The organism is Variovorax sp. PAMC26660, assembly GCF_014302995.1.
Taxonomy (GTDB): Bacteria; Pseudomonadota; Gammaproteobacteria; order Burkholderiales; family Burkholderiaceae_C; genus Variovorax.
In genome coordinates this window covers 79,563-101,493 of the sequence record NZ_CP060295.1, presented here as the reverse complement: position 1 = coordinate 101,493, position 21,931 = coordinate 79,563, and the positions used below count along the sequence as shown (strand labels likewise).

19 protein-coding genes are annotated in these 21,931 nt (G+C 66.3%); 9 read left to right on the top strand and 10 right to left on the bottom strand.

Annotation, left to right across the window (positions count from 1 at the left end; translation table 11 throughout):
* Positions 1-57: 57 nt before the first annotated feature.
* Genes H7F35_RS00455 through H7F35_RS00445 form a run of 3 tightly spaced genes read left to right on the top strand, consistent with a single transcriptional unit; the run spans position 58 to position 2,768 of the window.
* Positions 58-663 carry a TetR/AcrR family transcriptional regulator gene (locus H7F35_RS00455; protein ID WP_187111043.1) on the top strand — a complete coding sequence of 202 codons (606 nt, stop codon included), beginning with the start codon at positions 58-60 and terminating at the stop codon, positions 661-663.
* Complete coding sequence (locus H7F35_RS00450; RefSeq protein WP_187111042.1) at positions 660-1,520, top strand: SDR family oxidoreductase; 861 nt, start codon at positions 660-662, stop codon at positions 1,518-1,520. Before H7F35_RS00455 ends, H7F35_RS00450 begins: the two co-directional genes overlap by 4 nt.
* Before the next feature lie 18 nt (positions 1,521-1,538).
* The gene (locus tag H7F35_RS00445) at positions 1,539-2,768 is read left to right on the top strand and encodes a DUF418 domain-containing protein (RefSeq protein ID WP_187111041.1); all 1,230 of its coding nucleotides are present in this window, start codon (positions 1,539-1,541) and stop codon (positions 2,766-2,768) included.
* A gap of 75 nt (positions 2,769-2,843) precedes the next feature.
* Here H7F35_RS00445 and H7F35_RS00440 read toward each other — a convergent pair whose 3' ends face one another.
* The gene (locus H7F35_RS00440) at positions 2,844-3,938 is read right to left on the bottom strand and encodes a branched-chain amino acid ABC transporter permease (RefSeq protein ID WP_187111040.1); all 1,095 of its coding nucleotides are present in this window, start codon (positions 3,936-3,938) and stop codon (positions 2,844-2,846) included.
* 128 nt (positions 3,939-4,066) lie between these two features.
* On the opposite strand from H7F35_RS00440, the gene H7F35_RS00435 reads away from it, so the two are divergent.
* Entirely contained in the window at positions 4,067-4,981 is a 915-nt protein-coding gene (locus H7F35_RS00435) for a LysR family transcriptional regulator (RefSeq protein ID WP_187111039.1), read from the top strand.
* Here H7F35_RS00435 and H7F35_RS00430 read toward each other — a convergent pair.
* Positions 4,967-5,587 (bottom strand): LysE/ArgO family amino acid transporter, encoded by a 621-nt coding sequence (locus H7F35_RS00430; protein ID WP_187111038.1) that lies wholly within the window; start codon positions 5,585-5,587, stop codon positions 4,967-4,969. The two genes, H7F35_RS00435 and H7F35_RS00430, sit on opposite strands and share 15 nt — an antisense overlap.
* A 136-nt stretch (positions 5,588-5,723) precedes the next feature.
* On the opposite strand from H7F35_RS00430, the gene H7F35_RS00425 reads away from it, so the two are divergent.
* Positions 5,724-6,215, top strand: a complete 492-nt coding sequence (locus tag H7F35_RS00425; RefSeq protein WP_187111037.1) for an Lrp/AsnC family transcriptional regulator — start codon at positions 5,724-5,726, stop codon at positions 6,213-6,215.
* Positions 6,216-6,228: 13 nt separating this feature from the next.
* Here H7F35_RS00425 and H7F35_RS00420 read toward each other — a convergent pair whose 3' ends face one another.
* Together H7F35_RS00420 and H7F35_RS00415 are read right to left on the bottom strand one after the other, a co-directional pair.
* Entirely contained in the window at positions 6,229-7,911 is a 1,683-nt protein-coding gene (locus tag H7F35_RS00420) for an amidohydrolase (RefSeq protein WP_187111036.1), read from the bottom strand.
* Positions 7,912-7,950: 39 nt separating this feature from the next.
* Positions 7,951-8,709, bottom strand: coding sequence for a helix-turn-helix transcriptional regulator (locus tag H7F35_RS00415; protein WP_187111035.1), 759 nt, complete (start codon positions 8,707-8,709; stop codon positions 7,951-7,953).
* Between the two features lie 211 nt (positions 8,710-8,920).
* Between H7F35_RS00415 and H7F35_RS00410 the strand changes: the two genes are divergently transcribed.
* Complete coding sequence (locus H7F35_RS00410; protein WP_187111034.1) at positions 8,921-10,285, top strand: amidohydrolase; 1,365 nt, start codon at positions 8,921-8,923, stop codon at positions 10,283-10,285.
* A 317-nt stretch (positions 10,286-10,602) separates the two neighbouring features.
* Here the strand turns inward: H7F35_RS00410 and H7F35_RS00405 are convergent, their stop codons facing one another.
* The 3 genes from H7F35_RS00405 to H7F35_RS00395 are packed head-to-tail and all read right to left on the bottom strand — an operon-like array spanning position 10,603 to position 14,992.
* Positions 10,603-11,688 (bottom strand): mechanosensitive ion channel family protein, encoded by a 1,086-nt coding sequence (locus tag H7F35_RS00405; RefSeq protein ID WP_187111033.1) that lies wholly within the window; start codon positions 11,686-11,688, stop codon positions 10,603-10,605.
* Positions 11,688-13,928 (bottom strand): FUSC family membrane protein, encoded by a 2,241-nt coding sequence (locus H7F35_RS00400; RefSeq protein ID WP_410010750.1) that lies wholly within the window; start codon positions 13,926-13,928, stop codon positions 11,688-11,690. Before H7F35_RS00400 ends, H7F35_RS00405 begins: the two co-directional genes overlap by 1 nt.
* Positions 13,928-14,992, bottom strand: coding sequence for an inositol monophosphatase family protein (locus H7F35_RS00395; RefSeq protein WP_187111032.1), 1,065 nt, complete (start codon positions 14,990-14,992; stop codon positions 13,928-13,930). Before H7F35_RS00395 ends, H7F35_RS00400 begins: the two co-directional genes overlap by 1 nt.
* Positions 14,993-15,102: 110 nt before the next feature.
* Between H7F35_RS00395 and H7F35_RS00390 the strand changes: the two genes are divergently transcribed.
* Together H7F35_RS00390 and cysE are read left to right on the top strand one after the other, a co-directional pair.
* Positions 15,103-15,843, top strand: a complete 741-nt coding sequence (locus H7F35_RS00390; protein WP_187111031.1) for an RNA methyltransferase — start codon at positions 15,103-15,105, stop codon at positions 15,841-15,843.
* A gap of 78 nt (positions 15,844-15,921) precedes the next feature.
* A complete protein-coding gene (gene cysE, locus H7F35_RS00385) occupies positions 15,922-16,692 on the top strand; it encodes a serine O-acetyltransferase (RefSeq protein WP_187111030.1) in 771 nt (256 codons plus the stop codon).
* Positions 16,693-17,051: 359 nt separating this feature from the next.
* Here the strand turns inward: cysE and cadR are convergent, their stop codons facing one another.
* Positions 17,052-17,525, bottom strand: a complete 474-nt coding sequence (gene cadR, locus H7F35_RS00380) for a Cd(II)/Pb(II)-responsive transcriptional regulator (protein ID WP_187111029.1) — start codon at positions 17,523-17,525, stop codon at positions 17,052-17,054.
* Positions 17,526-17,596: 71 nt separating this feature from the next.
* Between cadR and H7F35_RS00375 the strand changes: the two genes are divergently transcribed.
* Positions 17,597-19,954: a heavy metal translocating P-type ATPase gene (locus H7F35_RS00375; protein ID WP_187111028.1), complete on the top strand. Its 2,358-nt coding sequence runs from the start codon at positions 17,597-17,599 to the stop codon at positions 19,952-19,954.
* An 83-nt stretch (positions 19,955-20,037) separates the two neighbouring features.
* Here the strand turns inward: H7F35_RS00375 and H7F35_RS00370 are convergent, their stop codons facing one another.
* The gene (locus H7F35_RS00370; protein ID WP_187111027.1) at positions 20,038-20,421 is read right to left on the bottom strand and encodes a hypothetical protein; all 384 of its coding nucleotides are present in this window, start codon (positions 20,419-20,421) and stop codon (positions 20,038-20,040) included.
* 68 nt (positions 20,422-20,489) lie between these two features.
* Entirely contained in the window at positions 20,490-21,863 is a 1,374-nt protein-coding gene (cysS, locus tag H7F35_RS00365) for a cysteine--tRNA ligase (RefSeq protein WP_187111026.1), read from the bottom strand.
* Between the last annotated feature and the right edge of the window lie 68 nt (positions 21,864-21,931).

The window sequence follows — 21,931 nt, the reverse complement described above, 5'->3', positions numbered from 1 at the left end:
TAGATCGAGTGCTTGGTCTAACAATAGGGCCCATGACACACCAGCCCAAGCAGTCCCGTGCGAAAAGTTGACCCCGAGCGCCAGCAGGCCAAGCGCCGCCAGATCATGGAAGCCGCGGGCGAGTGCTTCTCCCGTCGCGGCTTTCACGCCACGACCACCGCCGAGATCTGCGCTGCAGCCGGCATGAGTCCCGGCAATCTCTTCCACTACTTCGACAGCAAGAGCGCGATCGTCGAGGCCATCGTCGACGAGGAGCGCAGCGACACCGCCGCCTACTTCGCCGCGCTCGAAGATGCGCCGGATCATTTCGAGGCGTTGCTCGATTTTCTCGATGTGGTCATGGCCTTCGCCGCCGACAAGGCCTATGCACGCCTGGCGCTGGAGATCGCCGCCGAGGCCATGCGCAACCCGGCCATCGGCGCCCGGACGGCGGCAGGCGATGCCGAGACGCGCGCCGCCATCGCCAAGCTGCTGCGTGGTGCGATGGCACGCGGGCAGGTCGATGCCGGGCTCGATCCCGAACAGGCCGCCTCCTGGGTCGCTGCGCTGATCGACGGCGTCTTCTCGCGCCTGGCCATGGATGCCAGCTTCGATCCGCAACGCGAAGCGCCGATGCTGCGCCTCGTCGTGAGCCGCTTCCTGAAACCCGGGAGCGCCGCATGACCGCCGTGGCTTGCGCAGTGCCCGAGCGGCCGGTCTGGGACCGCGCCGGTGGCCGTGTGTTCGGCAAGGTGGCGCTGGTGACGGGCGCGGCTTCCGGCATCGGCCGCGCGACTGTGCTGCGGCTGGCGGCCGAAGGCGCGACCGTCGTTGCCACCGACATCGACACGCAGGGCGGCGAAGAAACGGCTCGCCTTGCGCGTGACACGGGCGGTCGCGCCATGTTCATTGCGCACGACGTGGCGAGCGAGGCAGACTGGCGCGACGTGATCGATACCGTCATCGCGGCGCATGGCGCGCTGCATGTGCTGGTCAACAACGCCGGCATTGCGTTGGCCGGCGACACCTTCGCGATGAGCCACGAGAACTGGCGACGCCAGCTCGCGGTCAATCTCGACGGGGTCTTTCTGGGCGTGAAGCACGGCGTGCCGCTGATGTCGCGCTCCGGTGGCGGATCGGTTGTCAACGTGTCGTCCATTGCGGGGCTCGTCGGCGATCCGGGCCTTGCGGGCTATTCGGCCAGCAAGGGCGGCGTGCGCCTGTTCTCCAAGTCGGTGGCGCTGGAGTGTGCCCGCGCGCGCAACGGTGTGCGGGTCAACTCGCTGCATCCGGGCGTCATCGACACACCGATCTGGACCACGAATGCGCGGGCGCCATCAGGTGGCGGCACTGTCATGGCCGGTCTGATGCGCCTTTGGCGCCGCGCAGTCCTCGGCGTCGCGGGGCGGGCGGGTGTGCCGCTCGGCCATGCGGGCACGGCCGCCGACGTGGCCAACGGCATTCTTTATCTGGCCAGCGACGAGTCGCGCTACGTGACGGGCAGCGAGCTTGTCATCGACAGCGGTTTGACGGCGGCCTGACATATGACCCCGAAAACCATGTCGCTTCACAACCTCCCCGCGCAACCGAAGGGCTCGTCCGCGAACGAGCGCCAGACGCTGGTCGATGCACTGCGCGGCTTCGCGCTGATGGGCATCCTCGTCGTCAACATCGCGAACTTTGCCTCGGCCTACTACGGCGTGGGCGTGCCCGACCCCATGGCGCAGTCCGTGGTCCAGCGCGCCGCGTTGTTCGTTCGCACCTTCCTGTTCGAGACCAAGTTCTACCTGCTGTTTTCCTTCCTGTTCGGCTACAGCTTCACCTTGCAGATGCAGTCGGCCGAGCGCGACGGCAAGCCGTTCGTGCCGCGCCTGCTGCGGCGGCTGCTGGGGCTGTGGACGCTCGGCCTGCTGCATGCGGTGCTGCTGTACCACGGCGACATCCTCACCACCTATGCGGTGCTGGGCGGTGTGCTGCTGGTGCTTCGGCGCCGGGGCGATGTGTTCCTGACGCGCTGCGCCATCGGCCTCGTGCTCATGACATCGCTGCTGTGGGCGGCCCTTGGCTACCTGCTGACGTTTGCCAATGTGCCGGCGGACACCGGTGGCGCGTTCACGGAGGCCGCATCGGCCATGGCCGCGTACCGTGGAACGCCGGCCACCGTGATCGCACAGCACCTGCGCGAGCTGCCGCAGGTGTTCGTGGTGGTCGCGTTGGCGCAGGCCCCCAATGCACTGGCGATGTTCTTCATGGGTTTCATCGCCGGCAGGCGACGGCTTTTCGCGAACGTCGCGGCCCATCGCGCGTTGTTCAGGCGCCTGTTGATCTGGGGCCTGGTCGTGGGCGTGCCGGGCGCCGTGTTCTATGCATTGCCTTCGGTGCGCCTGAACGATTCGGTGCGCGAGATCTATGCCCTGTCGCTCGGCCTGCTGACGGCCCCGTTCATGACTGCCGCCTACGCGGCCGGCCTGATGCTGTTGTTCCAGACCCGACGCGGCAAGGTGCTGGCGGAACTGCTGGCGCCTGCGGGACGCATGGCGCTCTCGAACTATCTGCTGCAGTCACTGGTCTGCGCCTGGATTTTCCTGGCGTACGGCCTGCGGTTGATGGGTACGGTCGGGCCGCTGGCGACGTTCGTGTTCGCCTTCGCGATCTTCGCGGCGCAGTTGGTGTTGAGCCGCTGGTGGCTGCGCCGCTTTGCCTACGGGCCGGTGGAATGGTTGCTGCGCGCCATCACCAACCTGGAGCTTCCCGCGATGCGGCGCAGGCCGAGGCACGACACGCGATGACATCCATCCTTCATCTCGCCGGGCCGGGTGGTGTCGGCAAGACTTCGGTCGGCCCGCAGCCCGAACGACACCCCATCACCTTCCATGAAGCGACCTGCCACGCTCCGGCGCAGGCCACAGCCCGTGCGGCCGCATCAACATGGTGACGATCATCGCCAGCGAGATCAGCAGAGGGCGCAGGATGCCCGCGTCGAGTCGGCCGTCGGTCATGGACTGCAATGGACCGGCCACGTACCGAAGCGCTTCCGGCAAGGCAGTCAGCAGCAGCGCTCCGAGAATCACGCCCGGGATGTGCCCGATGCCGCCGAAGACCACCATCGCAACGATGATCACCGACTCCTGCAGGCCGAATGCTTCGGGCGAAATGAAGCCCTGAAAAGCACCGAACATCGCCCCGGAAACGCCGCCGAAGCTCGCACCGATGCCGAAGGCCAGGAGCTTCATGTTCCGGGAGTTGATGCCCATCGCCTGAGCGACAACTTCATCATCGCGAATGGCCATCCAGGCCCGGCCGATTCGCGAGTGCTGCAGGCGATGGCAGATCGTCACCGTGAGCAGCACCAGCGCCAGGAACAGGTAGTAGTACAGGGTGACCGAGGCGATCTGATAGCCACCGAGGAAAAGAGGCTTGCCCAGATCCAGGCCGAAGAAGCTGATCGAATCATTCGGGCCCACGCCCTTGGCGCCGTTGGTGATGTTGACCGGATGGCTGAGGTTCGCAATCAGGAGCCGGACGATCTCGCCAAAACCCAGCGTCACGATGGCCAGGTAGTCACCGCGCAGCTTCAGCGTGGGCGCGCCGAAGAGCGTTCCCAACAACGCGGCAAGCATGGCGCCGAGCGGGATGGTGATCCACCAGGGCGTATGCAGGCCCAGCGGAAACATCGCCTCGATCCAGGCAAAGCTCTCGACCAGGTGGGGCGAGGTCAGCAGCGCGAACATGTAGGCGCCGATGGCATAGAAAGCCACGTAGCCCAGGTCCAGCAGACCGGCATAGCCCACCACGACGTTCGCGCCCAAGGCCAGCATCACGTACAGGAGGCAGGTATCGGCAATCCGGACCCAATGCGTGCCTATCGGCTGCAGCAACAGAGGCAGCACAAGGAGTGCAACGAGCGATGCATATTTCAAAGCCTGGGCATGGCGAGTGATTCGAGCTGGGTTGTTCATCTGCGCGCGTGATTGCTTTCGGGCATTGCCTGCACAGGTCGACGTTAGACTGGCGCGAATCAGCAGGGAAGAGGTGCCATGTCCGTTTGAAACGGAATGGAACGCCGCAATAGCGCAGGTATACCCGCATGGACAAACTCAGCGGCCTTCTGGCCTTCGTGAAGGCCGCCGACCTTGGCAGCTTTGTCGCGGCAGGCCGCGCGCTGGAGCTGTCGGCCTCGGCCATCGGCAAGGGCGTCGCCCGCCTTGAACAGGAGGTGGGCGTGCGCCTCCTGCAGCGCAGCACCCGACGCATCCAGTTGACCGAAGAGGGCCGGCTTTTTCATGAGCGTTGCCGCCGCATACTGGACGACCTCGATGACGCGCAGGCCATGCTGTCGCACGTGCAGGAGGTGCCGCGCGGAAGACTGCGCGTGAGCGCGCCGATCGTCGGCTATCACTTCCTCTTGCCTGTGATCCCGGATTTCGTCGCGCTCTATCCCGAGGTTGAACTCGACATCAATTTCACCGACCGCACGGTAGACCTGATCGACGAGAGTATCGACGTCGCAATCCGCAGTGGCGACTTGCCCGACTCCCGACTCGTTTCGCGGCCGCTGAATCCCTTCCGGCTGCTGCTCTGCGCATCGCCGGGCTACCTCAGGCAGCACGGCACACCGCGCGTTGCGAGCGATCTGGAGCGGCACGCCACGGTCCGTTTTCGCCACCCGAACTCCGGCAAATTGCTGGAGTGGCCGATGCTGCAATCCACCGCCGATGCCGAGACCCGGCTTCGCACGGTGCTCGCATGCAACAACATGGAAGCGGTGCTGGGCGCCACATTGCGCGGGCTCGGGATCGCGTGCATGCCCGACTTTCTGGCGCGCGAGATGCTTGCAGATGGCCGGCTTGTGACGGTGCTTGAAAAGCAGCTCAGTGCGGGTGGCCGGTTCAGGGCGCTCTGGCCGTCGAGCCGGCATCTGTCACCCAAGGTGCGGGTTTTCGTCGACCACTTGTGCAAGCACTTGTCTGCCCCCGTGGACGCGGCTTCAGGACACGAGTAGCGTCGAGAGCTGGTACACCGCAAAGCCCACCAGAATCACGCCCGACAGTCGGTTGATGGACTGCATGGCCCGGGCGCTGAGCTTGTGCCGGACCATCGACACCATGGTCGACAGTCCGAGCCACCACAGTGCCGAGCCGAGGAAGACGCCGAGCACCATCGCCGTCGCGGCACTGGCGCCGCCCACATGGCCTGTCGCCACGGTCGCGAACACCGCGATGAAGGACAGGATCGTCATCGGGTTCGCCAGCGTGAGCAAAAACACCGACAGCATCGCCTTCAGCGGCGTGGTGGCATCTTGCGCCGACCGCGCCTGTGTGGCGACCGGCGCGCGAAGAAGCTGAACGCCCATCCACGCCAGAAAGGCCGCACCACCCAGCGCGAGCGGCACGCGCGCCGCCACCATCGACGCGATGACGGCCGATACACCCAGCGCGCCGATGGCGCCATAGCACGCATCGGCCAGCGCCGCACCCAGCCCGCTCATGAAGCCGATGGTGCGGCCGTGCGCCAGCGTGCGCTGGATGCAGAGAAGGCCGATGGGGCCCACGGGCGCGGCAATCGACAGCCCGATGACAAGGGCCTTGAGGAAGAGGGCGGATTCCATGTGTGTGTGTACGCGAGGTTGGCAAGTCAGAATCGAATTGTCCCGAGCCGCCTCGTTGAAGAGAATGGCGAAGCTCAGGCAGATCGCGCTGTTTGCCTGAGATCGGAAGCCCATATCCAACCCGTGCCTTAAATCCATGGAAATCGACAGCAAGAACTGGCAGATCCTCGACGTGCTTCAGGAAGATGCGCGCACTTCATTGACCTCGCTGTCGCGGCAGGTGGGCCTGTCGGTGCCCTCGACCTCCGAGAGGGTCAAGCGGCTAGAAGAGGCCGGCGTGATCGAGGGCTATCGCGCAGTGGTGCCACCGCGCAAGGCCGGCTACTCGGTCACGGCGTTGGTCGGCATCAACACCCTGCAGCCGGACAAGGCGCGGCTGCTCAAGCTGCTCAAGGGCAAGAGCGAAGTGCTCGAATGCTTCCACGTGACGGGGCAGGATTCGTACGTGCTCAAGGTGATCGCGCGCGACATCGAGCATCTCGAGGCCTTCGTGGGCAGCATCAACCACCTGGGCGAGACGCGCACCTCGATCGTGATGTCGGTTCCGATTCCGGCGCGTGCCGTGGCGGAGCCGGAGGGGGCCTCCGCCGCCGAGGCGCGTGGCGGCGCCAGGGGGCGTCGGTCATGAGGACTTCAACCGCTCAGCGCGCCGCCTTCTGCCGATAGACCTGCTCTCCCGCCACCCACGTCTCCAGCACCTGCGTCTTCCAGATATCCCCCGGCGCGACCGTGAACGGGTCCTGATCGACAACGATGAAGTCGGCCCACTTGCCCGCCTCCAGTGAGCCGATCGATTTTTCCTGATGCTCGGCGTAAGCCGCATCAAGCGTGAACGCGCGGAATGCCTGGGGCAGCGTCATTGCTTCTTCCGGATGCCAGCCGGCGATCGGCTTGCCCTGGTGGTCGGTGCGCGTCACGGCTGCATGCAGGCCATAGAACGGGTTGGCCGATTCCACCGGGAAGTCGGAGCCGCCTGCGATCACGGTGCCTTGCTTCAGGAAGGTCTGCCACGCATAGGCGCCCTTGATGCGTTCCTTGCCCACGCGGTCTTCGGCCATGTTCATGTCGCTGGTGGCGTGGGTCGGTTGCATCGACGCGATCAGGCCCAGGGTCTTGAAGCGGGGGATGTCCTGCAGCGACACCACCTGCGCATGCTCGATGCGGTTGCGCCTGGCCATGCCACTGGGGTCTTCCTTGTAGGCGACCTCGAAGGCATCGAGGATCTGCCGGTTGGCCGCGTCGCCGATGGCGTGCACGTTGACCTGGTAGCCGGCTTTCAGCGCAGTGCGGACCTTGCTGCGCAGCACGGTGTCGTCCATGAAGAGCAGGCCCTTGTTGTTGTGGTCGTCGCTGTAAGGCTCCAGCAGGGCGGCGCCGCGGCTGCCGAGGGCGCCGTCGGCGAAGAGCTTGACGGCGCTCAGGTTGAAGCGGTCGTCCGCATAGCCCTTGACGGGGCCCTTGGGTGACAGCAGTTTGTAGTCGTCGCCGACGTCGTTGATCATGGCGTAGACGCGCGACGTGAGCTTGCCCGCATCGGCGAACTCGCGGTAGATGCGCGCTTCGTCCGCATTGGTTCCCGCATCGCCCACGCCGGTGAGGCCGAGCGAGGCGAAGTGGCGCATGGCCGAGTCCAGCGCGATGCGGCGCTCGGCATCGGTGTACGGCGGCATCACCTTGGTCAGCAGCAGTTGTGCCTTGTCGACGAGGATGCCGGTGGGCTCGCCCTTGGCGTCGCGCTCGATGCGCCCGCCCACCGGGTCGGGCGTGTCGCGCGTGATGCCGGCCATCTGCAGCGCCTTGGTGTTGGCCCAGATGGCGTGGGCGTCGACGCGACGCAGGGTCACGGGGCGGTCGGAGATGGCAGCGTCGAGTTCGGCCGCAGTGGGAAAGCGATCGAGCTTCCAGATCACCTGGTTCCAGCCCGAGCCCATGATCCATTGGCGCGCGGGGTTGGCCTGTCCGTAGGCCTTGATCTTGGCGACGGCCTCGGCCAGCGTGCGCGTCTCGGTCACCACCACTTCGCTCTGGCGAAAGCCGATGCGAAAGACATGGCCGTGGGCATCGATCAGGCCCGGCAGCATCGTGCGGCCCTGGCCGTCGACCTTGCGTGCGTCGGGGTACTGCTTGGCAATCGATGCGGCGTCGCCCACGCCCAGCACGCGGCCCTTGTCGAAGGCGAGGGCGGAGAAGGTGACGAGCTTCTCGCCCTCGAAGGTGTAGCCCTTGACGGGTGCCACGACGGTGGGCTCGGCCTGCGCTTGTCCGAGCACGAGCGCGGCGGCCATGGGCAGGGCGCCGAGCAGTTTCAGAAGAGGTTGATTCATGGATGTCTTCGTGTAGTTATTGAAAGGAAAGCGGGGAGGTCAATGTCTGGCCAGCGTCAGGAACTCGCGCAGGTTCTGCACACCCAGCTTCGCGTAGACACGTTCCTTGTAGGTGATGACGGTGGCCGGGGACAGCGAGAGCTGCCGCGCGATTTCCTTTGCGGTGCAGCCCTCGACCAGCAGCCGCGCGGTCTCGCGTTCGCGTTGCGACAGCTCGGGCCACAGGCAGGCTTCGGGCTGCCGGTGCAGCGACACCAGTTCATCGTGGCGATGCGCGAGCGCCATGAGCGTCGAGGCATGCGAGCGCATCAGCCGCGCCGTGCGGTCGCGCTGCACCTTCGTGCGCGAGAAGTACAGGTTGAGGTAGCAGGTCTGGTCGCGCCACCGGCGCAGCAGCGACACCTTGCTGGAAAAGCCGGGTCGGTCGAACAGGAGCCGGCGATATTCCGGGTCGCCGATGCTGGCGGGCGACATCCAGAGCAACTGGAGTTCGGGCCTTCCATCGGAGGCGCCATCGTGTGCGTCACTGCGCATCAGCGGGTAGTTGGGGTCGCGCTCGTAGAAGCGCTTGACGAAGATCTCGGTGGTCGATTCGATCAGGTTCTGGTCGAGCACGCTGGCGGCCGACGCCGCCTGCACGCGACCGTGCCCGTCGTAGCAGAGGTAGCTGACGTGGTCCACGCCCAGCGCGGTGTTCAGGCCTTCGAGCAGGCGCGAATGAAAGCTGGAGCTGCCCAGATGCTGGACAGCGTCTCCCAGCCATGCGTCCTGCACGGGCAGCGTCAATTCGTTGGTCATATGTGTTGTCTCCGGCGCTTGTCTTGTCGGTGTCATGGCCGCGAGCGCTCCGGCGAAATAATGCCATGGCGCGCGCTGGCGGAGTTCCCCTGTCCTCATTCGTGCGGACATACACAGCAGGTGTCGCAACCTAGAGTCCCCGGCCTTGGCCTGGCGTGTATCGCATGGTGCAGCACTGGCTCTCAATAACTATTCAACTGGAGACAAACATATGAAAAAGACTTCCCGATCCCTGTCCCGCGCTGGCCTGCTGAGCCCCGTGCTTGCCGCCGCGCTGGTGTTGTGCGCCGCCTCGGCGAGCGCGCAGGGCAGCGACGCGGCGTCGCTGCAGGCGCAGATCGATACGCGCGCCAAGGCGGTCGAGGCCCAACTGATCGCCTGGCGCCGCGACATTCACCAGCACCCCGAACTCGGCAACTACGAAACCCGCACGGCGAAGCTGGTGGCCGACCACCTGCGCAAGCTCGGCTTCGAGGTCAAGACCGGTGTGGCAAAGACGGGTGTGGTCGGTTTGCTCAAGGGCGGCAAGCCAGGCCCGGTGGTGGCACTGCGCGCCGACATGGACGCGCTGCCGGTGAAGGAGCGTGTCGACGTGCCCTTCGCATCGAAGGCCAAGGGCCAGTACCTGGGCAAAGAGGTCGACGTGATGCACGCCTGCGGCCACGACACCCACGTCGCGATCCTGATGGCCACGGCGGAGGTGTTGGCGGGCATGAAGGTCCAACTGCCGGGCTCGGTCAAGTTCATCTTTCAGCCGGCCGAAGAGAGCCCGGCCGACTTCGAGCCCAACGGCAGCAACATGTGGGGCGCCAAGCAGATGGTGGCCGAAGGTGTGCTCGACAACCCGAAGGTCGATGCGATCTTCGGCCTGCATGTGAGCAGCGGCATCGAGTCGGGCAAGCTGGCCTGGCGCAGCGGCCCGGCGATGGCGGCGGCCGACCAGTTCTGGATCGACGTCAAGGGCCGCCAGACGCACGGCGCGCGGCCCTGGGGCGGCATCGACCCGATCGTGGTGGCCTCGCAGATCGTGATGGGCCTGCAGACCATTCAGAGCCGGCAGGTCAATGCGATGCTGGAGCCATCGGTCATCACGGTGGGCACCATCCATGGCGGCAACCGCATGAACATCGTGCCCGAGAAGGTCGAGATGATGGGCACGGTGCGTACTTACGACGAAGGCATGAAGAAGGACATCCACGCGCGCATGAAGCGCACGACGGAGTCGATTGCCGCGAGTGCAGGGGCCGAGGCAACGTTCAAGGTGGTGGAGCTGTACAACGCGACAGTCAACCAGCCGGCGCTGACTGCACAGATGGCGCCTACGTTGCAGCGCGTGGCGGGTGAGGGCAACTGGATGCTCGGGCCGAAGGCCACGGCGTCGGAAGACTTTTCGTTCTACCAGGAGCGCGTGCCGGGACTGTTCTTCAACCTGGGCGTGACGCCCAAGGGTGTGGACGTGACGAAGGCTGCGTCGAACCATTCGCCGGAGTTCTATGTGGACGAGCCCGCGTTGGTCAACGGGGTGCGTGCACTGGCGAACCTGACTGTGGACTACATGATGGCTTCGGCCAAGTAGGGCTGCGCTGCTGGTTCTTTTGCGCTGTTGCTCGGGGAGGGTTCGGAGTCATTCGGGGCGGGTGCGAATGACACCAGGTGCTCCCCTCCGCGAATGTCCCCCGCTTCGCTCCTCCTTTATTTCGCTGCGGGGAGCACCTGGCGTCATTCGCACTTGGACACGCTGCTGGTGTATCGCCGATCAACGACCGCTCTGAGCGCTCACGCCGATACGGGGCTCTTTTTTGCTAAATAAAGGAGGAGCGAAGCGGGGGACATTCGCGAAAAAGAGCACCGTGTCGGCGTGTGCGACGCCCTGAACAACGGCAGCGACAACAGCTACAGCATCGGCTGCTGCTGCGGCTCCTGCCGTTTCTCGTGCATGCTGCTTTCACTCTCGATCCGCATCTTCGGCAAGAACTGCGGGTACTCGCGCTGCATGAAGTCGATCAGCCCCTCGCGCACCGTGCAGCGAAGGTCGAAAGCCAGCCCCGAGGTGGCCGCGGTGCAGAGCACGCGAACCTGCATCGTGCGCTCGGTTGCATCGGTCACGCGCAGGTTGAAGAATCGGCCATCCCACTCGGGCGCCGCCTTCACGATGCGCTCGACCTCCTCGCGCAGCGGCGCGAGTGGCATGCCGTAGTCGGCGTAGATGAAGACCGCACCCAGCAGTTGAGCTGAATGGCGCGTCCAGTTCTGGAACGGCTTTTCGATGAAGTAGGTCAGCGGCAGGATCAGGCGCCGCTCGTCCCATATCTTGATGACCACAAAGGTGCCGGTGATCTCTTCCACCCGGCCCCATTCGCCCTCGACCACCACCACGTCGTCGATGCGGATCGGCTGCGCCAGCGCAATCTGCAGGCCGGCGATGAGGTTGCTGAACACCGGCTTGGCCGCAAGACCCGCCACGATGCCGATGACACCGGCCGAGGCCAGCAGGCTGGCGCCCACCTGGCGCGCACCGGGAAAAGTCATGAGCATCATCGCGCCGCCGGCCACCAGCACCACCGTCATGGCGGTGCGCGCCAGCACGCGGGTTTGCGTCAGCACGCGGCGCGCCTGCAGGTTGTCGGCCACGTCCGAGGGGTGCTTCGCGAGCACGCCGTCGGCGAAACCGCTGATCGCCTTCACCGCGAGCCAAGTGCTTGCGCCAATCAACAGCAGGCCGTTGAGATGCCGCACGTTGCCGATGAAGCGCAGGTCGTCGGGGGCCGCCTGCCACACCAGCAGCAGCGCGATCAAAGGAAGTACCAGCCGCGCCGCCGCGTTGCAGTTGAGCACCATCGAATGGATCGCCGGCGCCGGGCGGGTGATCCGCCTCAATACAAGGCCGCCGATGCGGTGGGCCAGAAGGGCGAGGGGAACTGCGATCAGGGCGGCAACCCATGTGCCGAACCAAGGGTGGGCAAGTATCTCTTTGATCATCAAGCGGTGGTCGCGGGCGTTGTTGTCTCGTTCGGAGGTTGAAGAATGCGCGCTGCGTCGTCGCGCAGTTGCGTAGCGAGGGCCGTGGCCAGATCGAGTCGGCGCAGCAGCCAGGGGCTGATGTCGTTGTCGAACGGGTCGGGCAGGGGGATCGGGCCGCCGACGGTGGTGGAGCCGGCGCTCTCGGGGTGAGAGGGGCCGGTGGTCGGCATAGTTCCGATGGCGGCTTCGATTCGTTGTGCGGTGCGGCTGATCGGGCCTTCGACTTCGCCCGGCGTGAGGCGGTCGCGCCGCAGCACGAGCATCGATTTCACGGCGCTGAGCTGCGCGAGCAACTGGTAGCTGTGCGCCTGCAGATGCTCCAGCGGTTCGAGCGGCGGTTGCACCGCGCGCGGCTCGGACAGCGAGCGCTGCGTGGCCTGCACCAGGGCCGAGAGGCTGTCGTAGGCCTCGCGGCGTGCGAGACGCCATTCGAGTTCAGGGCTGGTGTCGATGGCCTGCAACTGGCCCAGGCCGAGCGCCAGCCGCGCATGGCGCGCCTGCGCGGTGAGCGTGCGCGCCACCAGCGCGGGGATCTGGCTGCGCTCCCACGAGGGCAGCACGTAGCAGAAGCCCCAGGCCAGCGCGGCACCGATCAACGTGTCGGCGATGCGCTCGAACAGCGCGAAGATGGGCGCCACTCCCACGTTCAACATGTGGGCCTGCACAAGGCCGAGCACCGTGGCCGCCACGGCGGTGATCAGGTAGCGCCGCACTGCGAAGCTGTGCGCGATGGCCTGCGCCACCGTCACGATCACCAGCAGCATCAGTGCCGACGGGTGCGCCGAGAGCAGCCCCACCGCGAGCACGCAGCCCAGCAGCGTGCCGGCGACCCGGGCGTTGCGCCGCTCCAGCGTTTGCGAGAGGCTGCCGCGCAGCACGACCACGATGGTCAGCAGGATCCAGTAGTCGTGCGAGCCCCAGGGCATCGACACCGCAATGGCGTAGCCGGCCGCGATGGCCAGTGCGGCGCGAATCGCGTGGCGCAGCGGCGGCGCGTCCCAGCGCCACAGCGTGAGGAAGGGGCGCCACGACCAGTCGGTCGGGCTCACGAAGAGCTGCCAGTTGGCGCGCACCACGGCCAGGTTGGGCTCGGCGTCGCCGCGCGCCATGGCCGACAGGCGCAGCACTTCGTCGTTGATGTGGCCGATGCGACTGGCCAGCCCGCGCGCGAGCATCGCGGCGGTCGGGCCGATGTGGCCGCCGCCGTTGGCGCTGTCGTCCGCCGACACATGGATGGCGGCCAGGCGCGGGCGACGGTCGGGTACGACGGGGGGCGTGCGGCGCATCAGCAGCGCATCGGCCAGCGCGATGGTTTCTTCGGCGAGTTCTTCGAGCACGCAGCGCATCTCGATGAGCGCTTCGGCATGCGCGGGGTGGGCGCGCAGCGTGTCGAGGTCAAGCTCGCTGGCGAGCAATTGGTCGCGCATTTCGAGCACGATCACCAGCATTGCGGCGAGCCGTTGCCGGCGCGGCGTGCGCGGTGATTCGAGCACGATGTCGCGCGTGGCCTGCAACTGGTCGGCCAGCGCGGCCTGCTCGCGCAGCAACTGGCCCAGCACCGGGGCGGGGGTGTCGCGCACGTCGCGGGTTTCGTCCTGCGGCAAGAACTGGCTGGCCTCGGTGCGCATCAGCGCGGCCAGCGAATACAGCACGTCGGCAATCGACTGGGTGCGAAAACGCCCGTTGAGCGCGAGGTTGGCGAGCGTGGCCCAGATCACGTAGAGGCCCGCGCCCAGGCCGAAGTGCCAGGTGCGCTCGATGGCATCGGCCATGTCGCGCGGGGTCTGCGTGGCCATGGAGAAGATCATCGAGAACATCACCGCGATCGCGATCGGGATGCCTCGCTTGCCCCACGCCATGCCCAGGAAGGCCACGAAGGTGGCCGGCACCAGCAGCAGCCCGAGGCGGATCGGCGCGGTGTGCAGCATCTGCACGGCGAAGAAGAGCGGCAGGCCGATCAGCGGCGCCGGCAGCATCTGCAGGAACTTGCCGCGGCGCGGGCCGGGCAGGTCGGGCGGTGCGGTCACGATCACGCCGGTGGCCGCTGCCGAGGCGGCCAGCGTGCCCAGCCACAGATGCATGCCGCCGGAGATGAACAGGAGCCCGAGCGCGACGGTGAGCCCGCTCGCGACGTAATGGCTCAGCGCAATGCGCAGAGCCGCGCGAACCCTGGCGGCGGCGCGGGGCCCCAGCACCATCACTTGGCGGAAGTGTCGCCCTCGGAGGCGCTGCCGGTGCCGGGTGCGGCGGGTGCGTCGCGGCGGATGCGCGTGAGCTTGCGCGGTGCGGCGGGCGCTGCCACGGCGGGCTTGTCGCCCTCGGCGGTTTCGTCCGCGAAATCGGCCACGGTGCTGCGGGCGTAGAGGTCGACCGAGGCGTCCTCGGGGCTCGACTTGGTCGAGGCCGACACGGCGCGCGCGCGGTCGCTGGCACGCAGCTTGTCGTCGACGCTGGCGAATTTCGAGTACTTGGCGAGCAGCGGCACCAGTTGGCCGTAGATGCGCGGTGCGCCGGCCAGGCATTCGCGCTGTTCGAGGAATTCGGGCTCGCCGGTGAAGTTGCCGATCAGGCCACCGGCCTCGGTCACCAGCAGCGAGCCGGCGGCCACGTCCCAGGGGTTCAGGCCGGTTTCGAAGAAGCCGTCGGTGAAGCCGGCGGCCACGTAGGCCAGGTCGAGGGCGGCGGCGCCGGGGCGGCGCAGGCCGGCCATGCGGGGCATCATGTCCGCCATGATGGCCAGGTACTGCTTGAAGTTGTCGCCAGTGCGGAACGGGAAGCCCGTGGAAATCAGGCACTCGCTGAGCTTGGTGCGCTTGGACACGCGGATGCGGCGCTCGTTCAGGTAGGCGCCGCGGCCCTTGGTGGCGGTGAACAGGTCGTTGCGGCTCGGGTCGTAAATGACGGCCTGTTCGATCTTGCCGCGCACCGACAGCGCGATCGACACGCAGTAGACCGGAAAGCCGTGAATGAAATTGGTGGTGCCGTCGAGCGGATCGATGATCCAGACGAATTCAGAGTCTCTGGCGCCGTATTCGGTGCCCGATTCTTCGGCCAGGATGCCGTGCCCCGGGTATGCGCCAAGCAGCGTTTCGATGATGACCTTCTCGCTGGCGTGATCGACTTCGGTGACGAAGTCGTTGACCTGCTTTTGCGAGATGCGCACGGCCTCGACGTCGAGGGCGGCGCGGTTGATGATCGCGCCGGCGGCGCGTGCGGCCTTGACGGCCACGTTGAGCATGGGATGCAGGTTGGGGGACGACATTGGATTGTGAGAAGAACGGTGGGGCCTGGCCCCGGAGGCGACCCGGCGATGCGGGCGGCGAGAATCGTGGCATTTTACCGGCTCCGCCCGTTTGTGTCTCCCCAACCCCCATGCGCACCCGTTTCATCCTGATCCAGACCAGCCACGCCGGCAATGTCGGCGCCGCCGCCCGCGCCATGAAAACCATGGGTTTCGACGACCTCGTGCTGGTCACGCCCCGCTGGGCCAACGTGCTGCGGCGCGAGGAAACCATCCAGCGCGCGAGCGGCGCCCTCGACGTGCTGACCAACGCCCGCATCGTCGAAACGCTCGACGAGGCGCTCGACGGCGTGACCCATCTGTGCGCCACCGCCATGATCTCGCGCGACTTCGGGCCGCCCACCCGCACGCCCCGGGAGCACCTGGAACCCCTGGCCAAGCAGGGGGATCAGCACGTCGCCTTCCTGTTCGGCTCCGAGCGTTTCGGGATGCGGAATGAGGACGTCTACCGCTGCAACGTGGCGTTGACCATCCCGACCGACCCGAAATTCGGCTCGCTCAACCTGGGTGCAGCCATCCAGGTGGTGGCCTACGAATGGCGTCTGGCGCTGGGCGGCTACGAGGTCCGCGAGGCCATCGCACCGCTGCAGGCGGCCGACGCGCAATCGGTGGCCGGCATGCTCGACCACTGGGAGCGCTCGCTCGTGGACATCGGCTTTCTCGACCCGGCGGCGCCCAAGAAGCTGATGCCAAGACTGCAGCAGCTCTTCAATCGCGCCCAGCCCACACCGGAAGAAATCCATATCCTGCGCGGCATTGCCAAGGCCATGACCGACGCAACGCGGGCGCCCCGCACGCCCAAGGATTCGTAAGACCCCATCGTCCGTACGCGATGACATGGGGCTTTAGACTGCCCGCCCTCTATCGATATAACGACAACAAAGGCAGCGATGTTCTCTCGACTGCGCGCCGACATCCGGTGCATCCTCGAACGCGACCCGGCCGCCCGCAGTGCCTGGGAAGTGATCACGGTCTACCCCGGCTTCCATGCCGTGGTGCTGCATCGCTGGGCGCACGCCTGTTGGACCCACGGCTTCAAGTGGCCGGCCCGCTTCATCGCGCACTGGGCGCGCTGGATGACAGGCATCGAGATTCACCCGGCGGCCAAGATCGGCGAGCAGGTGTTCTTCGACCACGCGATGGGCGTGGTGGTCGGCGAAACCGCCGAGATCGGCGACGGCTGCACCATCTACCAGGGCGTGACGCTGGGCGGAACCTCGCTCTACAAGGGCGCCAAGCGGCATCCGACGCTGGGGCGCAACGTGGTCGTGAGCGCGGGGGCCAAGGTGCTGGGCGGGTTTCTCGTTGGCGATGGCGCCAAGATCGGCAGCAACGCGGTGGTCATCAAGCCGGTGCCGGCGGGGGCGACCGCGGTGGGCATTCCGGCGCGCATCATCCTGTCCAAGGCGGACGAGAGCGCCGATGTGGCCTCGCCGCAGAAGTTCTCTGCCTATGGCATCACGCAGGAAGACGACCCGCTGAGCCAGGCCATGCGCGGGCTGATCGACAACGCATCGAGCCAGGAACATCAGATCGCGCTGCTGTGGCAGGCGATCGAGAAGCTGTCGGTGCATCCGGGCACCAAGGATTGCGTGCCGGGCGATGCAGCGCGTGACGAGTCGTTCGAGGCGGACAAGCTCACGCAACTGGTGGGCAAGTAGCGGGCGTCCTCGGTCGACGGGGCGTTTGTTCGTGGCGCTCTTTGTTTTTGGCGCTGCTGTTCAGGGCGTGTGCGAATGACACCGGGAGCTCCCCTCCGCGAATGTCCCCCGCTTCGCTCCTCCTTTATTTCGCTGCGGGGAGCACCCGGTGTCATTCGCACATGGGCACGCTGCTATTGATCTTGCGATCAACAAGTGCTCTGAGCGCTCACGTCGATACGGGGCTCTTTTTAGCTAAATAAAGGAGGAGCGAAGCGGGGGACATTCGCGAAAAAGAGCACCGTGTCGGCGTGAGCGACGCCCTGAACAGCGACGCTGAATCCCTTACAACGCGAAGAATCGAAAAGTCGAACCGAGCTCTAGGCAGAACGCTTGGCAGCCGTGTTGTGCAGCGAGCCATGCACGTGCCCCGCATGCTGGCCGAAGGTCTCCGGCGCGAGCGCGGCCGTGTCCAGCTCTTGCAGGATGCCGCAGTTGTGCGCCGACTCGGGCCCGCCGCATTGCAGGCGCAGCGCCTTGAGCTGCTTCTCCAGCGTCTTGAGTTCGGAGATGCGCGTGGCCACATGGCCGATGTGATCGTCCAGCAACTGGTTGACCTCGCCGCAATCGTCTTGCGGCGCATCGCGGAATTTCAGCAGGCTGCGGATTTCGTCGAGCGTCATGTCCAGCGAACGGCAGCGCCGGATGAAGCCCAGCCGCTGGGCATGTTCGTCGTCGTAGATGCGGTAGTTGCCATCGGTGCGCGCGGGCTCGGGCAGCAACTGCTCGCGCTCGTAGTACCGGATGGTTTCGACAGGCGTGCTCGCGACCTTGGCCAGTTCACCGATTTTCATGATGCGGCAAATTAAGAAAGTGGAAATCAGCGTTTGACTCTACACCTGCTTCAGGGTTTCCAATCAAAACCATGACGAACCAGAACGCTTTGACCCGGCCCGCGCCGCACACGCATTCGCACCCCCATCCGCATGGCGATGACCACGGTCATGACCATGCGCACGAGCATCCGCCCGCAAAGGCCGATGCCCACGCGCACGCCCATGCCGAGGATGCCTGCTGCGGCGGCGCCAGCCATGGCCCGATCCCGCTGGCGTCGCCCGAGCCGGCCGATGTGCCCAAGGGCGCCTTGCTCTTTCGCATTCCCACCATGGATTGCGCCGTGGAAGAGTCGGACATCCGCCGCGCGCTGGAGCCCATCGCGGGTGTCAAGGCGCTGCGCTTTCGGCTCGGCGAACGCACGATGGCCATCACGACCGATGAAGGTGTGCTGCCCGAAGCACTCGCCGCCATCCGCAAGGCCGGCTTCAAGCCCGAGCCGCTGAACGCAGCGGGTGGCCCCGCCTCCGGTTCGCAGGCCGCGCCCGCGCCCGCGCAAATTGCCGGCATGAGCGCCGGCCTCGTGCGCCTGATCGCTGCGCTGGTTTTGGCCATTGCGGCCGAGTCGATCTCGTTCCTGGCGCTCGACGGCCTCGGCTTCAAGGCGGCCGAGGTGATCCTTGCGCTGGGCGCCATCGGCCTTGCCGGCCTCGATACCTACAAGAAGGGCTTCGCCGCACTCGTGCGCGGTCGCCTGAACATCAATGCGCTGATGGCCGTGGCCGTCACGGGCGCTTTCGTCATCGGCCAGTGGCCCGAAGCCGCAATGGTGATGGCGCTCTACGCGATTGCCGAGCTGATCGAGGCCCGCGCCGTCGACCGTGCGCGCAACGCCATCCAGAGCCTGCTGGCGCTCGCGCCCGAACAGGCCGAGGTGAAGCAGGCCGACGGCACCTGGCAGACCGTGATGGCCAACGCGGTGGAGCTGAACGCCATCGCGCGCATCCGCCCCGGCGAACGCGTGCCGCTGGACGGCATCGTCACCGCCGGCATCAGTGCCATCGACCAGGCGCCGGTCACCGGCGAGAGCATTCCGGTCGACAAGACCATCGGCGACCCGGTGTTCGCGGGCACCATCAACCAGACCGCCGCGCTGGAATTCCGCGTGACGGCCGTGGCCGCCAACACCACGCTCGCACGCATCATCCACGCCGTCGAAGAAGCCCAGGGCTCGCGCGCGCCGACCCAACGCTTCGTCGACAAGTTCGCCGCCATCTACACGCCCACCGTCTTCGTGCTGGCGCTGGCGGTGGCTGTGCTCACGCCGCTGTTCATGGACTGGACGTGGATGCAGGCCATCTACAAGGCGCTGGTGCTGCTGGTCATCGCATGCCCCTGCGCGCTGGTGATCTCCACGCCCGTCACCGTGGTGAGCGCACTGGCTGCGGCCGCGCGGCGCGGCATCCTGATCAAGGGCGGCACCTACCTCGAAGAAGCGCGCAAGCTCAAGGCGGTTGCGCTCGACAAGACGGGCACCATCACCGAAGGCAAGCCCAAGCTGGTCGAGTCCGTGCTGATCGACACCTCGGGCAACGAGGCCGTGGTGTACGCCATCGCCGCCAGCATTGCGGGCCGCTCGGACCATCCGGTGTCGAAGGCCATCGTCCAGGGGCTGAAGGGCCAGCAGGAAGAGGTCGCCGATTTCACCGCGCTGCCCGGCCGCGGCGTGCAGGGCACGCTGGCGGGCCAGTCCTATGTGTTGGGCAACCACCGGCTGATCGAAGAGCGGGGCCTGTGCACGCCGGCGCTCGAAGCCGAACTCAAGCGCCATGAAGAAGCGGGCCGCACCGTCACGCTGCTGGCATCTGGCCAGGCCGTGCTTGCGCTGTTCGCCGTGGCCGACACCATCAAGGAATCGTCGCAGGCTGCGGTGGCTGAGTTGCGGGCCCTCGGCGTCGTGCCCGTGATGCTCACCGGCGACAACGCTGCGACGGCCAAGACCATCGGCGCCCACGCCGGCATCGACGACGTGCGCGGCAATCTGCTGCCCGAGGAAAAGCTGGGCGCCATCAAGGCCATGCAAGAGCGCTACGGCGCCGTTGCGATGACCGGCGACGGCATCAACGACGCACCGGCGCTGGCGCAGGCCGACATCGGTTTCGCCATGGGTGGTGCGGGCACCGACACGGCCATGGAAGCGGCCGACGTGGTCATCATGAACGACGACCTGCGCCGCATTCCAGAGACGATCCGCCTGTCGCGCCGCGCACATGCGGTGCTGTGGCAGAACATCACGCTGGCACTCGGCATCAAGGGCGTGTTCTTCGTGCTTGCGGTGTTCGGCAGCGCGACCATGTGGATGGCGGTGTTCGCTGACATGGGGGCGAGCCTGCTGGTGGTGGCGAACGGTTTGCGGTTGATGCGCGCACCCCGGCAATCAGACCGCTGAGGCCGGAGTCAAGCGCTGAGCAGCCGGGACAGCGCGCCTGCAAGTTGCGCGGCCTGCTCGTGAATGAACGGCTTCGCAGCAGATCAATTGGCGCTCCAGACGAGCTGCAGATCGCCGTCCACGAACCCGAGGGAAACGGCACGAGAGGCCTTCAGGCGCAAGGCGCCTGGGTGCGCCGAGTTCAGGTAGCGAAGAACCATCTGCGCGATGGACTGCAACCCCGCTTCCCACCCCGGCCCGACGGCCTCGCTCTCCACTTCGAAGCGTGGGTGTGGCGACATGAAAATGTCGTCACACGCCCAGTCCGGGTCTTCTGCATCGTAGGTCGGGGCGCCTATCAGCTCGATGTCGTAAGTCGTCGAGCTGTCGTAGAGATTGAAGTGAAAAGCGGCGACGCCTTCTGGCAGCGGAGCGGACAAGACGGCATCGGTCCAGGCGGCCAGATCGGCGAAGAGAGCGTCGTGCATAGAGTGAAGTGCGGTACGTTGAATGTCGATGGTTCCGGCTTTCTAGCATGGCGATGTGGCGCTTGATCTCACCAACGCGCCACTCGCTGCCCGTCCGCGCTGTCCTCGACTTGCCAGCCCTGATCGCGCAGTGCATCCCGAAGTCGATCGGCTTCCGTCCAGTTCCTGGCTGCCCGTGCCGCTTGACGTGATGCGAGCAGGGCGGCGATGTTCGCTGGCACCTCCTGTTCCTGCGCCTGCCAATCGGCCAGTCGCAGTCCCAGTACCGTGTCGAAGTGGTCAACAGTGGCCCGTCGGGTCGCTGCAGGTACATCGCTTCGGACCAGCTCCCACAACAGCGCCAGTGCGCGCGGCACATTGAGGTCCTGGTTGACCTCGGCGTTGAAGCGACTCGCAAAGTCCTCATGTGCCGTACCGCCCACAGGCCAGCTCGCATACGCCTTGCGCAGCCGGTCCAGCGCAGACTGCGCCGCATGGATCGCCTCTTCAGTGAAGCGCAGCGTGCTTCGATAGTGCGCGGTGAGGTACAGGTACCGGTAGGCCAACGGATCGATGCCTTGATCGACCAGGGTCTGCAGGCGCATGAAATCACCGTCCGCCTTGGTCATCTTCTTGTCGTCCAGCGTGAGGAAGTGGCCGTGCATCCAGAAGTTCGCGAGCCGTGTGCCGTGGCACGCCTGCGTCTGCGCAATTTCGTTGCTGTGATGCACGCCGACGTGGTCTTCGCCGCCGCAATGGATGTCGAACCACGGGCCCAGGTACTTGGCCGACATGGCCGAGCATTCGATGTGCCAGCCGGGAAAGCCCCGGCCCCAGGGGCTGTCCCATTCCATCTGTCGCTGGGAGCCGGTCGGACTGAATTTCCAGAGCGCGAAGTCGCAGGCGTCGCGCTTCTCGCCCATCGCAACACGCGTTCCGGCGCGCAGGCCCGCACGATCGAGGCGCGCCAGATGGCCGTAGTCGTCCTGCCGGGTCGTGTCGAAATACACGCCATCGGAGGTCTGGTAGGTGTAGCCGTTGCGCTGCAAGGCGGCGATGAATTCCAACTGCTCGGGGATGTGGTCGGTGGCACGCGGCCACGCTGTGGGCTCCAGCAGGTTCAGCGCCCGCCAGTCGGCCTGAAAGGCCTCGGTGTAGTGCGCGGCGATGGCCCAGGCGGATTGCCCGGTGCGCCGGCTGCCTTTCTCCATCTTGTCTTCGCCTTCGTCGGCATCCGAGACCAGGTGCCCGACGTCGGTGATGTTGACCACATGCCGCACCTGGTAGCCGTTGAGCATCAGCACGCGGCGCAGCACGTCCTCGAACACGTAGGTTCGCAGGTTGCCGATGTGCGCGTAGTCGTACACCGTCGGTCCGCAGCAGTACAGGCCCACGTGCTCGGGCTGCAAAGGGGCGAAGGGGCGTACGGAGCGCGACCAGGTGTCGTACAGGGCCAAGGGCATGCGGGCTTCTTTCTTGTGAGGATGAGGCGTCGAGGCAAAGAAAAAGCCACCGGTCTTTCAACGGGTGG